This is a genomic window from Telluria sp. LT1R51-2 (assembly GCF_059685775.1).
Window position 1 is genome coordinate 202,520 of the sequence record NZ_JCASIM010000002.1, and the last position, 15,044, is coordinate 217,563.

Here is a 15,044-nt window from a genome sequence, read left to right on the forward strand (position 1 = left end):
TGTCTCCGTCCTTGATTGGAACTACCGTTAAAACTACAGCTTGATACCGGTGTGTAAGGCTGCCACACCCGCCGTCAGGTTGAAATACTGGACCCGCTCCAGTCCTGCGTCTTCCAGCATGCCCTTCAGGGTGTCCTGATCGGGGTGCATGCGGATCGATTCGGCCAGGTAGCGATAGCTTTCAGCGTCGCCGGCAATCCGCTGGCCCAGCCACGGCAACACCGAGAACGAATACACGTCATACGGCTTTTGCAGTGGCGCGATCACTTTCGAAAATTCGAGCACCAGCAGTTTGCCGCCCGGCTTGAGCACGCGGCGCATTTCGGCCAGCGCCTGATCCTTGTGCGTCATGTTGCGCAGGCCAAAGGCCACGCTGACCCGGTCGAAGTAATTGTCCGGGAACGGCAACTTTTCGGCGTTACACAACATGGTTGGGGTGACAAGGCCTTTATTCAAGAGACGGTCACGACCAACGCGCAGCATCGACTCGTTGATGTCGGTGAGCCAGACTTCGCCTGTTTTGCCGGCCTGCCTGGCGAAGGCCTTGGCCAGATCGCCCGTGCCGCCGGCGATATCGAGCACCTTGAAGCCGGGCCGCACGCCCGCCTGCGCGATCGTGAAAAGTTTCCAGGCGCGGTGCAGACCGGCTGACATCAGATCGTTCATGACATCGTACTTCGCGGCGACCGAGTGGAAGACCTTGGCGACTTCCTGGACCTTCTGGTCCTCGGCGACGGTCTTGTAGCCGAAGTGGGTGGTGTTTGTCATAGTGGCATGCAGGTTGGGGGTTGCCACATTATACAAGGACCCGGCGGGAGGGCCGCGCTGCTGACCCGGTCATCCCCGATGGCCGCGGACGGGCCCGCCCATCGTGTCGCTTACGCGCTGCGGGCGTGTTTGGATTCAACTTTTCCCTCTTGTTGGATACCCGCAACGCATCTGAGCGATGGTGTGCGATTAGAAGAAAATCAACGCACGCGCCCCTTTCCGAAGCTGCTCGCCGCGACTAAGATCAGTGGCAATAGACAAACTCTATTTTCATTTTGCTATGTGCAAAATCAAACCTTTGATTCGAAAGTGCACTTTTTCTTAGACTTTTATCAACGTTTGTGCGACGTGTTCGCCATGTTTCTGGTGTAATTACACTGCCTAGCCGGCAAGCGTCGGCCGTTGCTCCCATTGACGTTGCATGGTCCCCGTGGTGTGTCGGGATGCATCACAGCGTTACGGGTGCCAACCAGTCTTGATGAGGATTCCGGTGCCTGTAAAACGTCTTATCTGTATTTCGAGTGACGGCAGTGCGCATGCCCGCGCCTGCCATGGCGCCCTGCCTGGCTGGGATGTATGCGTGGTCGAGCATCTGGCTGCAGCACGCAAGGTCTTGTCTCAGCAACACTACGGCGTGGGTTTATTGCTCGACAGTAGCGGCGGCGCCGATGATGTCGAGCTCGAACGTTTCCTGCACCAGCACCACCATATGCGCTGGGTCGGCGTGTTCGACGGATACCGGCTGGTCCAGCCGGCGCTGCGCGAACTGATCGCGGCACATCTGGTCGATTTTCATACACTGCCGGTCGACACGCTACGGCTACAGCATTCGCTGGGGCACGCCCACGGCATGGCAAGCATGGCCCGGCGTTCCGCACCGCCCGAGAGCGCAATGCGCGTGAGCCACATCGACGGCACGTCGGCCGCGATCGCCCGCCTGCGCTCGCACATCGACAAGATCGCTGCCGTCGACGCACCGGTCCTGATCTGCGGTGAGAGCGGCAGCGGCAAGGAATTGGCAGCGCAGGAAATCCACCTGCGTTCCCCGCGCGCCGCAGGCCCGTTTATCGCCATCAATTGCGCAGCCATGGCACCGGCGCTGATCCACTCGGAACTGTTCGGCCACGAACGGGGCGCCTTCACCGGCGCCATGCGTGACAAGCAAGGCTTGCTCGAAGCGGCATCGGGCGGCAGCATTTTCCTCGACGAAATCGGCGACCTGCCCCTCGACCTCCAGGCAAGCTTGCTGCGCTTCCTGCAAGAACGTGTGATCTACCGCGTCGGCGGCACCCGCACTATCGCGGTTGATGCGCGCGTCATCACTGCCACCCACGTTGACCTGCCGCAGGCGGTGGCCGACGGACGCTTTCGCGAAGACTTGTACTACCGCCTCAGCGTGTTTCCGATCCGCGTTCCGGCCCTGCGCGAACGCAAGGAAGACCTGCCCCTGCTGACCGATCTCATCTTCAACAAGTTCGCCAGCGAACGCAGCCCCCAACTCAAGGGCGTGAGCCGCGAAGCCTTGCAGGCCATGACGCGCTATGACTGGCCAGGCAATGTACGCGAACTGATCAACCGCGTGCGCCGCGCAATGGTCTTGGCCGAACACCGGCTGGTGACGCCGGAAGACCTCGATCTGCCAGGCGTCGGCCCCATCTGCCCGAACGGGGTTGGTCTGGGCACATCACGACTGAGCGCCGAACGCGTGGCCATCGGCGAGAGTCTGGCCCGCAGCGGCAACAACATCAGCCAGGCAGCGCGCGAACTGGGTGTATCGCGCATGACGCTGTATCGCCTGATGGCCAAGCACGAAATTTCGGTGTAGGCGTCGTTCTTCGTCGCGCGTCGGCCTCGTCCTACCGCGCTTGTCCTTGAATTCACAGCGTTTTTACCCGGCGTGCTTGCCAGATGGCAGCACGCTGGCGTGGCGCGTGCGCTATGAAAAGCGCGTCCCGCAGTTGCAAATTGATACAGTTTCTTGATCGATTCTGCAACAGTGTAACAACACAGAGACACTTGTCGTTTCAGCTATTGGCATGCTTCATTGTTCTGCTGCCTGCCTTGTTAGCTCATCAAATTAGTCCTACAAAATCAATGACTTGTGGAACCGGCCTGAGCTGGCACGAGACCTGCTATTACAAAAGTGGACCGGGCGTCAGGAGACCTCGGGAAACTTAAACCGTGATATTAGGGGAGCAACAATGAAGCGCACTATTCTGGCTACCGCGATCGCCCTGGCTTTCAGCATGGCCCACGCACAAGAGAACACCGTGAACGACGTCCGTGGCGGCAATACCCAAACGTCGACGATGACTAACACGACCAACACGGACAGCAGCTCCCTGACGGATTCCCGAAACAGCAACAACACCGCGACCAATACCAACAACAGCCAGGCCGACAGCAACAACACGGCAACCAGCACCAACACCAACAACAGCCAGACGGACAGCAACAACACGGCGACCAATACGAACTCCAACGCGCAGACTGACAACAGCCAGCGTACCAACACGAACACCACCAACACCACGAGCACCACCAACAACCAGGTGGACAATTCGGACAACCGCGTCTCGAACAATACGACGAACAACAGCAACAGCCAGACCAGCAACCAGTCCGATACCCGCAACATGCAGGTCGACAGTAACGACACCACGGACATCGCCACCACGACCACCAGCAACAGCGACAGCAGCCAGAACAGCTCGGGCCAGAACAACAGCTCGGGCGACGCCAATGCCGAAGTGGCCGGCGCTGCGGCAGCCAACAATGGCGGCAGCGCCAGCTCGTCGGTGGCGAATTCGTTCAACACCTCGTCGGCAACATCGACCAGCGCCCTGACCGGCAACGTCAGCGGCAATACCATCAGCAATATCGGCAACACCGCACAGAACAACGGCGGCGCCAACGGTGCCAGCGGCTCCGGCGCCGCAGGCGGCATGGGTAATGGCGGCACGGCCAGCGGCATGGGTGCAGCCGGCGGCGCAGCCTCGGGCGCGGCAGGTGCGGCTGGCGGCGCAGGCGGCTACGCTGCTGCCGGCACGGCCTCGACCGGTGCATCGACCGTCGGCAACGCCGCCGGCGGCGCAGGCGGCTCCTCGGGTGCTGCAGGCGCCACGGGTGGCGCAGGCGCAGCGGGCGCCATGGGCGGCTACGCTGCCGGCGGCAATGGCGCAGCAGGCGGCGCCGGGCTGGGTGGCGCGGGCGCATCGGGTGGCGCGGCCAATGGCGGCTCGGGCGCGGCAGGCGGCTCGGCCATGGGCGGTGCAGGCGGCTCGACCGGCTCGCTGGCTGGCGGCAATGGCGGCGGCAGCGGCGCTGCAACCGGCGGCGCGGGCGGCGCGGGTGGCAACACCGGCTCGGCATGGGGCGGTGCAGGCGCAGCAGGCGGCACGGGCGGCGCAGGCGGCATGGGCGGCACCTCGGCCGGTTCGAGCCTGACGGCCTCGAACGGCGCAAGCGGTGGCGGCGCCGGCATCGGCGACGCCACGGCAACTTCGGGCGCAGGCGGCATGCCGGGCAGCGAAACGGCCGGCACCGGCGGCGCCAGCGGCGCACCGAGCAATACCGGCGGCACCAGCACGGCCGGCAGCCCGACCAGCGGCGCCAGCACCAACGGTGCAGGTGACTCGACGGCAGGCCTGGGCGGCGCCGGTGCAGCCGGCGGCGCGGGCGGCTCGGGCGCCGCATCGTCCAACACTTCGGGAAGCGGCGCAGCAGGTGGCGCCTCGACCGGCGGTACCGGCGGCGCTGGCGCGGCACTGGCCGGCACGGGCGGCGCAGGTGCCAGCGGCACGGCAGGTACCGGCGGTTCCGGCGCAGCAGGTACGGCTGGCATGGGCGGCAACGGTGCGACCGGCACTGGCGGCGCAGGCGGCGCAGGCCAGGGCGGCACGGCAGGTACTGGCGGCATGGGCGGTTCCGGCGCGGAAGCGACCGCATCGACCGGCGCCAGCGGTGCCGGCGGCGCGGCCACCAACGGCGGCGCCACGGGCGGCTCGGCCACCTCGGGTGATGCAAGCTCGGGTGCCGGTGGCAGCGGCGGTGCAGGTGGTGCGACCACGTCCGGCGCGGGCGGCTCGGGCGGCGAAATGACGGCCGGTGCAGGTACCGGCGGCTTCGGTGGCTCGGGCACTGGCGGCAACGGCGGCACCAACAACGTCAGCTCGGGCTCGTTCGACATGTCGAACTCGATGAACAACATCGCCCAGTCGGCAGCCGGCATCTCGATCATCAGCCAGAACAACGGCTTCTCCTCGCTGATCCAGCAAAGCGTCAACGTGCAGTCGAACATGAACGTCGGCGGCGCAGGCCAGTAATCAGGCACTGGGTGCAGGACGCGCAGCGCTCAAGCTGCGTGCCCTGCACTCCCGCCATGCGGCGCTTTGCCCGCATGGCGGTCCTTTCGAGCGAGGCATCATGAAACGACTACACCAGATCGGATTTCTCTTGCTGACGGCAGGCGCTGCTCTGCCAGCGGCAGCGCAGGTGACCGAGCCGGCCCGACTGCCGGTGGTGGTGAGCTTTCTGTCGACAGTGAACGTGGCGCCGGCCAACAGCGACGATCTCGCGAGCGGTTGGGGCAAGACCACTGACGCTGCGGTCCTGGGCGACCTGCGCGGCGGCACCGACATCATCACCACCGAAGCGACGCTGGGCGGCACGGTCGGCAACAACACGGCCACCAACGTGACCACCGGCATGAACGTAATCAGCGGCGGCTCATTCGCCAATTCATCGGGCTTGCCGGTGGTAATCCAGAATTCCGGCGCGAACGTCCTGATCCAGAACGCGACCGTCATCAACCTGCAACTGCAATAAGCATGACACCAGGCCCTTACTTGCTGATGCTCCTCGCACTCTGCAGCGCCCTGCTGGCGCCGCAGCGTGCGAAGGCACTTGATCTGGCCGGGGTCGGGCGCGTCAACGTGCCGGTGACCAGTCTCAAGGACATCAAATTCCAGCGCACGCTGCGCCAGCAATATGACTACAGCTGCGGCGCCGCCGCGCTGGCCACCTTGCTGTCGCACCACTATCAGACGCCCACGCCCGAACAGGACGTGTTCCAGCAGATGTACGCCAGCGGCGACCAGGCCAAGATTCACAAGGAAGGTTTTTCGCTGCTCGACATGCAGCGCTTTCTTGCTACGCGCGGCTTTCGCGCCGACGGCTTCAAGCTGCCCATCGAAAAACTGATCGCTGAAAAACTGCCCGCCATCGTCCTGATCACCGACCGCGGCTTCAACCATTTCGTGGTGATCAAGGGTGCCGAAGACGGCCGCATCCTGATTGGCGACCCGTCCACCGGCAACCGCGTCGTGAGCATGGAACGATTCCAGGAAATCTGGCGCAACAAGATCCTGTTCGTGATCCACAGCCACAAGGACCAGGTTGCCTTCAACACGCCGGAAGACTGGCGCGGCGCGCCGCGTGCGCCGCTGGGTACCGGCATGCACCAGGACCAGCTCAGCGCGACGTTGCCCAAGTTCGGGCCGGGCGATTTTTAACGGGGACCGACGATGCGCCTTCTACCCTCTCCTTTGCAGATTGCCCTGACGGGCATGCTGGCGAGCGCCCTGCCGCTTGTCCAGGCCGCCGAGCCGCCGGTACCGGTGCTCGGCACCCCGGTTGCAGCTGCCGCCCTGGATGCCGCCCGTGGCGGCTTCGAGGTGGCCGGCGGCCTGTCGCTCTCTCTCGGCATCGAGCGCGTGGTATCGGTCAACGGCGAAATCATGGCGCGCACGAATATCGCCATCCCCGACCTGGCGGCCATGACGGCCGAGCAGGCGCGCCTGACCCAGGATGCGCTGGGCGCCGCGCGGATGATCCAGATCGGCGGCAACAATGTCGCCGCCGCCGACCTCAACCTGCCCAATGGCGCAACGCTGGTCCAGAACACGCTCAGTGGCCAGGATATCCGCACCGCGACCACCATTTCGTCGACGGTCAACAGCATGTCCCTGATCAAGGACATCAATTTCCAGTCGACGATTCGTGACGCCGTCGTGCGTTCCCCGGGCGGACCATGAATTTTCGACACCACCAACAATAACTCTGGAGAATCTGGATGTATCCACACGTCGCGCGGCTCGGCGCTGCGGGCCTGGCGGCTGCCTTTCTGGCACCGCCCGTACTCGCTCAACAGGTTGCCACCCTGTCGAACCATGGCACACCGCCATCCCATACCGAACTGTCGCAGCTGAAGGACGAACTGGCGCAGCAGCGCGCGCTGGTCAATCGGCTGCTGCTGGAAGTGCAGGCGCAGCGCGAGCAGTTGCAGCGTCTGGGAACCGCCACGGATGGCATGCTGCTGTCGCAGCAACGCGGCATGGGCGGGTCGATGAGCGGCCAGGCCCCGGTGGCCGAGCCGCCCGTGTTGCCGCCGGCGGTAACGGGCGTGCCGGCGCCGCTGCCACCGCAACCGCGCCCGGACCAACCCGGCGTGCCTGCCCCTGCACCGGTCCAGCCCGCCGCGCCGGCGCAGGCGCAAAACAGCAGCCGCCAACAACCGAACCGGCCGCCGGAAGTCGCACCGATCGGCGACCAGCCGGGCGTGCTCACGGCGCCCGGCACCTACGTGCTCGAGCCATCGATGCAGTATGGCTACTCGTCGAGCAACCGCGTGGCCCTGGTCGGCTACACGGTGATTCCGGCCCTGCTGATCGGCCTGGTGGACGTGCGTGAAATCAAACGCAATACCTTCACCACCGCGATCACCGGCCGCACCGGCATCAGCAACCGGATGGAAGTCGAGGTCAAGGTGCCGTATGTGTACCGCTCGGACGCCACCGTCAGCCGCGAAATATTCACCGGCACGGCCGTTGAGCGCGTGTTCGACACGACCGGCAAGGGCATGGGCGACGTCGAAGTCGCCGGCCGCTACCAGCTCAATAACGGCGGCGCCGACAAGGGCTATTACATCGCCGGCCTGCGCTACAAGAGCCGCACCGGGCGGGACCCGTTCGAAGTCATTACCGACTGCGAACGCCGCTGCATCGGCGAGAACGTCACCGGCACCGGCCTGCCGCTGGACTTGCCGACCGGCTCGGGCTTCCATTCGTTGCAGGGCACGCTGACCTGGCTGTATCCATCCGATCCCGCCGTGTTCTTCGGTAACCTGAGCTACGTGCACAACTTCAAGCGCGACGACGTGACGCGCCTGGTGCGCAATGGCGAACGCGAGCCGCTCGGCTCGCTGCAACCGGGCGCCGTGCTGGGCTTTAACTTCGGCATGGGCCTGGCGCTGAACGACAAGGCGTCGCTGAGCCTGGGCTACGACCACAGCACGATCGGGCGCATGCGTCAGAACGGCGCGACCTCGATCGGCTCGGTACGCACGCAGCTGGGCACCCTGCTGCTTGGGTACTCCTACCGCCTGAGTCCGCAACGCTCGCTCAACATCGCGGTCGGTGCCGGCGTCACGCGTGACACGCCGGACGTGACGCTGACGCTGCGTCTTCCAATGACTTTCTGAGCAGAAATTTATTCTCTAAATCAGTCATGCAAACCGAATGACTTGTGGTAAATACGGGGACGATTGAAAAATCTTGCTTCCGTTTTAAGAGTTTGCCCTATAATCAGATTCGCAATGTAAGGCGTCACCCTGGTTTTTGTCCTAGGTACGCAAACAGGGCATCAACGTAAAATTAATTTTTGAGGGAATAAAAATGGCGACTGGCATTGTTAAGTGGTTCAATGACGCAAAAGGTTTCGGTTTCATCACGCCTGACGGCGGCGGCGAAGATCTGTTCGCGCACTTCTCGGCGATCAACGCCAACGGCTTCAAGTCGCTGCAAGAAAACCAGCGCGTGACGTTCGACGTCACCACCGGTCCTAAAGGCAAGCAGGCTTCGAACATCCAGCCGCAAGCTTAAGTTCCGCTGGCCCGCTACGGCGGGCACGCAACGCAAAAGAGCACATCTTCGGATGTGCTCTTTGTCTTTGCGGCAACCGAAAAGCTGGGGTCAGGTCTGACATTCGGACACGATCTCGACAGTCGACTACTTGGAACTAGCTGGCGCCGGGCCATGCTAATAATGGGCAAGAAACCATTGGAAGTGGCCAAGGTTAAGGCTGAGCTCGTGTCTGAATGTCAGACCTGACCCCGGCTGTATGACCCCGGCTGTAAGAAACCGTTGAAAGTGGCTAAGGTTAAGGATGAGCTCGTGTCTAAATGTCAGACCTGACCCCGGCTGTTAGCGCGCGCTTGCGTGCTTCACGAAAAAAAACCTCCCGCTGGGGAGGTTTTTCAATCCGGCATCAGCAAGGTCATTTGCTGATGCGGCGACGTGCCAGGCCGAGCCCCGCCAGGCCAAGTCCGAGCAATGCGAGCGAGGCCGGCTCGGGGACCTGCGCAACGTTGTAGCCAACCACCAGGTTATCGACCTCGAACGCACGGGCGGTGGTTCTGAAGCTGAACGACGTGAACTCTTCTTGCGGCGTGAAGAACAGATTGACGTAGATGTTCGAGCTCTCTGCATCCTGGTTACCTGGTTCGCCATGGAACATGTCGATGAGCGAAGCACCCGTCACCGTCTGGATGACGGCGCCGACAGCGTTGTAGAAGATCAGGTCGTTGTACATATCGATCGATCCGTAATACAGGCCGAAATAATTCAGACTTGCTCCGTTGCCGAGAGAGTTCAGCAGGCCAGCATAGTTGAAATTGATTTCGGAACTGTTCGTGCCGCTGCCAGCGCTTGGGCCGTAGGCAAAATAGGTCGTGTCGTGCGCGGGCGCAGCATACACGCCCGGCAGATGCCCTTGCGCATAGCCCAGCGCGCCGCCGGATACGGTCGAGATAGCGACCATATCGGCAGCCATCGTCGCCCCCCCACCCGGCGCATCGAATGTTTCGACAAACACGTTGGTCGTTTGCAGACTGGTCTTGCCGGACCCGTCCGCTGCAGCTGCCGAGGCGTACGTGATTTCTACAGCCTGTGTCACGGACGCCGACATCAGCAATATCGATGCCAGACAAGGAACCAATGCTTTTTTCATAATAGGTCTCCGGTGGGTTGAGACTTGGTGATTAGCACTAACCATGCCACCGGAAAAAACCTATATCAAACAACTACTTGGCAATAAATCTTTGCGGAAACGTAATTGTTATCGACAGTATATTACTGTTACTTACCATGTGTTACGTCGGTGTCGCTGCGAGTCAGTCCGACAGCCAGTCAGCGGCCGCAATCAGCAGCCGCAGCTGCCCGAACCGCAACCGCCGCCGCCGGATTTCTTCGGCGCTGCAGCCAGCTGGATGCCAGGCGCGCGACCACTCTCTTCATCGTAGCCAGCGGCCTGCAGGCGCGCCACATACTGCTTCCACAGCGACTCTTGGCTTTGGCCCAGCTCATACAGATAATCCCAGCTGAAGATGCCGGAATCGTGGCCATCCGAGAAGGTCGGCTTGATCGCGTAGTTGCCGACCTGCTCGACGTCGGCAATGCCGACTTCGCGCTTGCCAAGTTGCAGTACTTCCTGGCCCGGGCCATGGCCCTTCACTTCGGCCGATGGCGAATACACGCGCAGATATTCAAACGGGAGCGAAAACGCGCTGCCGTCGTCGTAGGCGACGTCGAGCACGCGCGATTTCTGGTGGACAGTCAATTCGGTTGGATGTGGCATGGGACTCTCTATATCAGGAAAAACGGCGCGCGATGGCAGCGCCCAATTGGTCGTGCAGCGCGCGACGCGCCGCGAGGATAGCAGGTTCCGTCGCACGCACCGCCTGCGCCCACACGGGCGCCGGGAAATGCGCATCGTCGGCGTAGCGCGGGATGATGTGCCAGTGCAGGTGCGGCACCACGTTGCCGAGGCTGGCCACATTGACCTTCAATGGCTGCATCACCTCGCGCACCGCCGTCTCCACCTGGAACACGGCGTCGTTGATGAGCAAGCGGTCATCCGCCGACAGATCACTCATCTCGCGCACATGGTCGTGCCAGATCACGCGGCAAAAGCCGGGATAGCTGGCGTCGTCGACGACAATGACGCTGAACTTTTCGCCGGCCCAGACAGCAGGCAGCGTCAGGTCGCACAGCTCACAACCCGGTTCGCGCAGCGCCGTCATACCAGCACCCGCTCGATGCCGCCCGCATTGGCGCGCGCGACATACTCGGGCAGCCAGTTCTCGCCCAGCAGGTGCTTGGCGATTTCGACGACGATGTAGTCGGCGGTGGTGCCCGAATCGTCGTTGTAACGGCTCAGGCCCTGCAGGCACGATGGGCAGCTGGTCAGGATCTTGACGTCGCCCTTGAAGCCGTCTTCGCGCAGCTTGTCGGCGCCCTTGACCATCTCGCCTTCCTTGCGCGAGCGGACCTGGGTCGCGATGTCCGGGCGCGAAACGGCAAACGTGCCCGACTCGCCGCAGCAGCGGTCGTTCTTCTCGATCTTCACGTTGTCCACCGTCGACACCAGCGCATTGACCGTCTTGATCGAATCCTGCAGCTTCATCGGCGTGTGGCACGGCTCGTGGTACATGTAGCGGGTACCGTTCACGCCTTCGAGCTTGACGCCTTTTTCGAGCAGGTATTCATGGATGTCCATGATGCGGCAGCCCGGGAAGATCTTCTCGAACTGGTACGTCGCCAGCTGGTCGTAGCAGGTGCCGCACGAGACCAGCACCGTCTTGATGTCGAGATAGTTGAGCGTGTTGGCCATCCGGTGGAACAGCACGCGGTTGTCCGTCACCATTTTCTCGGCCTTGTCGAACTGGCCGGCGCCGCGCTGCGGATAACCGCAGCACAGGTAACCCGGCGGCAGCACGGTCTGCACGCCCACTTCCCACAGCATCGCCTGCGTGGCCAGGCCCACCTGCGAGAACAGGCGCTCCGACCCACAGCCCGGGAAGTAGAACACGGCCTCGGTGTCGGCATTGGTCTTCTTGGGGTTGCGGATGATCGGGACGATCTTGTCGTCTTCGATGTCCAGCAGGGCGCGCGCCGTTTTCTTGGGCAGGTTCCCCGGCATCTTCTTGTTGATGAAGTGGATGACCTGCTCGCGCACGGGCGCCTTGCCGGTGGTCGGTGCGGGCGCGGCCAGCTGCGGCTTGGCAAAGCCCTTGAGCATGCGGTTGCCGAAGCGCTGCGCCTTGAAGCCAAAATCGACCATCACCTTGCGCGTGGCATTGATGGTGGTCGGATCGGTCGCGTTCAGGAAGAACATCGCCGCGCGGTTGGCCGGCTTGAAGCTGCGCTTGTCCATCTTGCGCAGCAGGTTACGCATGTTCATCGACACATCGCCGAAGTCGATGTTCACCGGGCATGGCGTGACACACTTGTGGCACACGGTGCAGTGGTCCGAGACGTCCTCGAATTCTTCCCAGTGCCGGATCGAGACGCCGCGGCGGGTCTGCTCTTCGTACAGGAACGCTTCGATCAGCGCCGACGTGGCCAGGATCTTGTCGCGCGGCGAATACAGCAGGTTCGCCTGCGGCACGTGGGTCGTGCAGACCGGCTTGCACTTGCCGCAGCGCAGGCAGTCCTTGATGCTGTGGGCGATCTCGCCGATATCGCTTTGCTGCATGATCAGCGACTCGTGGCCCATCAGGCCGAACGACGGCGTGTAGGCGTTGCGCAGGTCGGCGTGGGCGCCTTCCAGATTGAGCAGCTTGCCCTTGTTGAAGCGCCCTTCCGGATCGACGCGGATTTTATAGTCGCGGAACTCCTGGATTTCTTCGTCCTTCAGGAATTCGAGCTTGGTGATGCCGATCCCGTGTTCGCCCGAGATCACGCCGTCAAGCGAGCGCGCCAGCTTCATGATGCGCTCGACCGCCTTGTGCGCATCCTGCAGCATGTCGTAGTCGTCCGAGTTCACCGGCAGATTGGTGTGGACGTTGCCGTCGCCGGCGTGCATGTGCAGTGCGACGAACACGCGCGAACGCAGGATGCGCTTGTGGATTGCCGTGCTCTCGTCGAGGATGCAGGTGTAGGCGCTGCCGTTGAAGATCTGGCGCAGCGGCGCACGCAGCTCTGCTTTCCACGAGATGCGCACCGTGTGGTCCTGCACCAGGTCGAACAGGCGTGCATCGGGCTGGATCGCCAGGCGCGCATCGAAGGCGGCCGACAGATGATCGAGCCCGAGCGATTCCAGCTGCTCTCGCACGTCGACCAGGGGCGCATCCAGATTGGCCAGGATGAAGCTCCAGCGTTTGGTCACCAGGTCGACCAGCGCGCGTGCCTGCAGCGGGCGATCGCCCATGATTTCGTCGCGCTCGACGCCTTCGCCGCTGCTGGCGTCATCACTCTTGGCCAGCGGCAGATGGTCGCTCGCCAGGTAGTCGCGCAGGCCATCGGCCAGCTGCAGCTTGTTCTTGATCGACAGCTCGACGTTGATGCGCTCGATGCCGTCGGTGTATTCGCCCATGCGCGGCAGCGGAATGACCACGTCTTCGTTGATCTTGAAGGCGTTGGTGTGGCGCGCGATGGCCGCCGTGCGGGCGCGGTCGAGCCAGAACTTCTTGCGCGCTTCGGGGCTGACGGCGACAAAGCCTTCACCCACGCGGGTGTTCGCAATGCGCACCACTTCAGAGGCAGCCAGCGCCACCGCGTTCTCGTCGTCGCCGACGATGTCGCCGAACAGCGCCATCTTGGGCAGCACGCCACGCTTGGATTTGGTGGCGTAACCGACCGCGCGCAGATAGCGCTCGTCCAGGTGCTCCAGGCCCGCCAGGCGCAGCGTGGAAAACGCCGCGTCGCCGTTCTTCGGCAAGCCGTTGAGGTAATTGGTGATCTCGACGATCGACGGAATCGCATCGCGCGCCTGGCCAAAGAATTCGAGGGCCACGGTACGCGTGAACTTCGGCATCTTGTGCAGGATCCAGCGGCCCGACGTGATCAGGCCATCGGTGCCCTCTTTCTGGATGCCCGGCAGGCCGGAGAGGAATTTGTCGGTAACGTCCTTGCCCAGGCCTTCCTTGCGAAAACGCTTGCCGTCGATGATCAAGGTCTCGGTGCGGAACGGCGCGCCTTTCGGTGCGCCCTTGACCGATGGATGCGTCCATTCAAGCAAAAATTCAGCCTTCGGCGCATCGTGGATCTTGCCCAGGTTGTGGGCAATGCGCGTGACATCGAGCCAGTCGCCGTTGGGGTCGACCATGCGCCACGAGGCCAGGTTGTCGAGCGCAGTGCCCCACAACACGGCCTTCTTGCCGCCCGCGTTCATCGCGATATTGCCGCCCACGCAGGATGCGTGCGCCGACGTCGGATCGACCGCGAACACGAAGCCCGCCTTCTCGGCCGCCTGCGACACGCGCTGCGTGACCACGCCCGCATAGGTGTGGATGGTCGCGTAATCCTGTTCCAGGCCCGGCATGGCAGTCATTTCGACTTCGCCGATGCCGATCAGTTTTTCGGTGTTGATCACGGCCGACATGGGCGTGAGCGGAATCGCGCCGCCCGTGTAGCCGGTGCCGCCGCCGCGCGGGATGATGGTCAGCCCGAGCTCGATGCAGCCCTTGACCAGGCCAGCCATCTCGTCTTCGGTGTCGGGCACCAGCACCAGGAATGGATATTCGACGCGCCAGTCGGTGGCGTCGGTCACGTGCGAGATGCGGTGCATGCCGTCGAAGCGGATATTGCGCTTGTCGGTGTATGCGCCCAGCACCTTCAGCGCGCGCTTGCGCAGGTCGTAGGTCTCGGAAAACTCGCGGCCGAAGTCGTCGACCGCGCGGCGCGCGGCCGCCAGCAACTGCTCGACGGCGCTGCTGCGCGCTGCGACTACGGCCGGGTCGCCGTCATCCTGCGCGTCGACGGTCGTGCGGCGCTTGTCGACTTCGGCCAGGCGGTGGTGCAGCGCCTCGATCAGGTTGGCCCGGCGCTTCGGGTTGTCCAGCATATCGTCCTGCAGGTACGGGTTGCGCCGCACGACCCAGATGTCGCCCAGCACCTCGTACAGCATGCGCGCCGAGCGGCCGGTCTGGCGGGCGCCGCGCAAGCTGCCCAGCAACTCCCACGACGACTCACCGAGCAGCCGGATCACGATTTCGCGGTCCGAGAACGAGGTGTAGTTGTACGGAATCTCGCGCAGGCGCGCGGGGGCGTTATCGGCTAGCAGGGTATGGATGTGTGCGGGGGCGTTCATGAATACTCGTCGACAGTCGGACAGGCCCGAAGGACGTTCATTCTATCGTATTGCGTTGCACCACGCTTGGGGCGGCCCCGTCCGCCGTTGCGCGCGACGCAACAAAATTTTCATACTGTGCACGGTATGCAAACATTATTCACCCGCAGACGTCGGTACACGGCATTTATCAAGCACGATGCCCGGAA

At 63.1% G+C, this 15,044-nt stretch carries 12 protein-coding genes; 7 read left to right on the forward strand and 5 right to left on the reverse strand.

All coding sequences use genetic code 11. The annotated features are described in order from the left end of the window. Nucleotides 1-33: 33 nt before the first annotated feature. The gene (gene ubiE / locus AC56LH_RS19090; protein ID WP_499648840.1) at nucleotides 34-768 is read right to left on the reverse strand and encodes a bifunctional demethylmenaquinone methyltransferase/2-methoxy-6-polyprenyl-1,4-benzoquinol methylase UbiE; all 735 of its coding nucleotides are present in this window, start codon (nucleotides 766-768) and stop codon (nucleotides 34-36) included. Nucleotides 769-1,246: 478 nt separating this feature from the next. On the opposite strand from ubiE, the gene AC56LH_RS19095 reads away from it, so the two are divergent. The 7 genes from AC56LH_RS19095 (at nucleotide 1,247) to AC56LH_RS19125 (ending at nucleotide 8,648) form a co-directional block, all read left to right on the forward strand. Then, nucleotides 1,247-2,593, forward strand: a complete 1,347-nt coding sequence (locus AC56LH_RS19095) for a sigma-54 dependent transcriptional regulator (RefSeq protein WP_499648842.1) — start codon at nucleotides 1,247-1,249, stop codon at nucleotides 2,591-2,593. A 376-nt stretch (nucleotides 2,594-2,969) separates the two neighbouring features. Continuing rightward, entirely contained in the window at nucleotides 2,970-5,093 is a 2,124-nt protein-coding gene (locus tag AC56LH_RS19100) for a hypothetical protein (RefSeq protein WP_499648843.1), read from the forward strand. A 100-nt stretch (nucleotides 5,094-5,193) separates the two neighbouring features. Continuing rightward, nucleotides 5,194-5,595 carry a hypothetical protein gene (locus AC56LH_RS19105; RefSeq protein ID WP_499648845.1) on the forward strand — a complete coding sequence of 134 codons (402 nt, stop codon included), beginning with the start codon at nucleotides 5,194-5,196 and terminating at the stop codon, nucleotides 5,593-5,595. 2 nt (nucleotides 5,596-5,597) lie between these two features. Next, entirely contained in the window at nucleotides 5,598-6,281 is a 684-nt protein-coding gene (locus tag AC56LH_RS19110; RefSeq protein WP_499648847.1) for a C39 family peptidase, read from the forward strand. 12 nt (nucleotides 6,282-6,293) lie between these two features. Then, the gene (locus AC56LH_RS19115) at nucleotides 6,294-6,803 is read left to right on the forward strand and encodes a hypothetical protein (protein ID WP_499648848.1); all 510 of its coding nucleotides are present in this window, start codon (nucleotides 6,294-6,296) and stop codon (nucleotides 6,801-6,803) included. A gap of 38 nt (nucleotides 6,804-6,841) precedes the next feature. Beyond that, a complete protein-coding gene (locus tag AC56LH_RS19120) occupies nucleotides 6,842-8,248 on the forward strand; it encodes a hypothetical protein (protein ID WP_499648850.1) in 1,407 nt (468 codons plus the stop codon). Nucleotides 8,249-8,441: 193 nt separating this feature from the next. Next, the gene (locus AC56LH_RS19125; RefSeq protein ID WP_183554103.1) at nucleotides 8,442-8,648 is read left to right on the forward strand and encodes a cold-shock protein; all 207 of its coding nucleotides are present in this window, start codon (nucleotides 8,442-8,444) and stop codon (nucleotides 8,646-8,648) included. A gap of 394 nt (nucleotides 8,649-9,042) precedes the next feature. On the opposite strand, the gene AC56LH_RS19130 is transcribed toward AC56LH_RS19125, so the two are convergent. The 4 genes from AC56LH_RS19130 to AC56LH_RS19145 form a co-directional block, all read right to left on the reverse strand. Continuing rightward, nucleotides 9,043-9,774, reverse strand: a complete 732-nt coding sequence (locus AC56LH_RS19130) for an Npun_F0296 family exosortase-dependent surface protein (protein ID WP_499648852.1) — start codon at nucleotides 9,772-9,774, stop codon at nucleotides 9,043-9,045. 192 nt (nucleotides 9,775-9,966) lie between these two features. Then, entirely contained in the window at nucleotides 9,967-10,401 is a 435-nt protein-coding gene (locus tag AC56LH_RS19135; RefSeq protein WP_499648853.1) for a gamma-butyrobetaine hydroxylase family protein, read from the reverse strand. 13 nt (nucleotides 10,402-10,414) lie between these two features. Next, entirely contained in the window at nucleotides 10,415-10,846 is a 432-nt protein-coding gene (locus tag AC56LH_RS19140; protein WP_499648855.1) for an HIT family protein, read from the reverse strand. Next, nucleotides 10,843-14,856 (reverse strand): DUF3683 domain-containing protein, encoded by a 4,014-nt coding sequence (locus tag AC56LH_RS19145; RefSeq protein ID WP_499648857.1) that lies wholly within the window; start codon nucleotides 14,854-14,856, stop codon nucleotides 10,843-10,845. Before AC56LH_RS19145 ends, AC56LH_RS19140 begins: the two co-directional genes overlap by 4 nt. Nucleotides 14,857-15,044 lie beyond the last annotated feature (188 nt).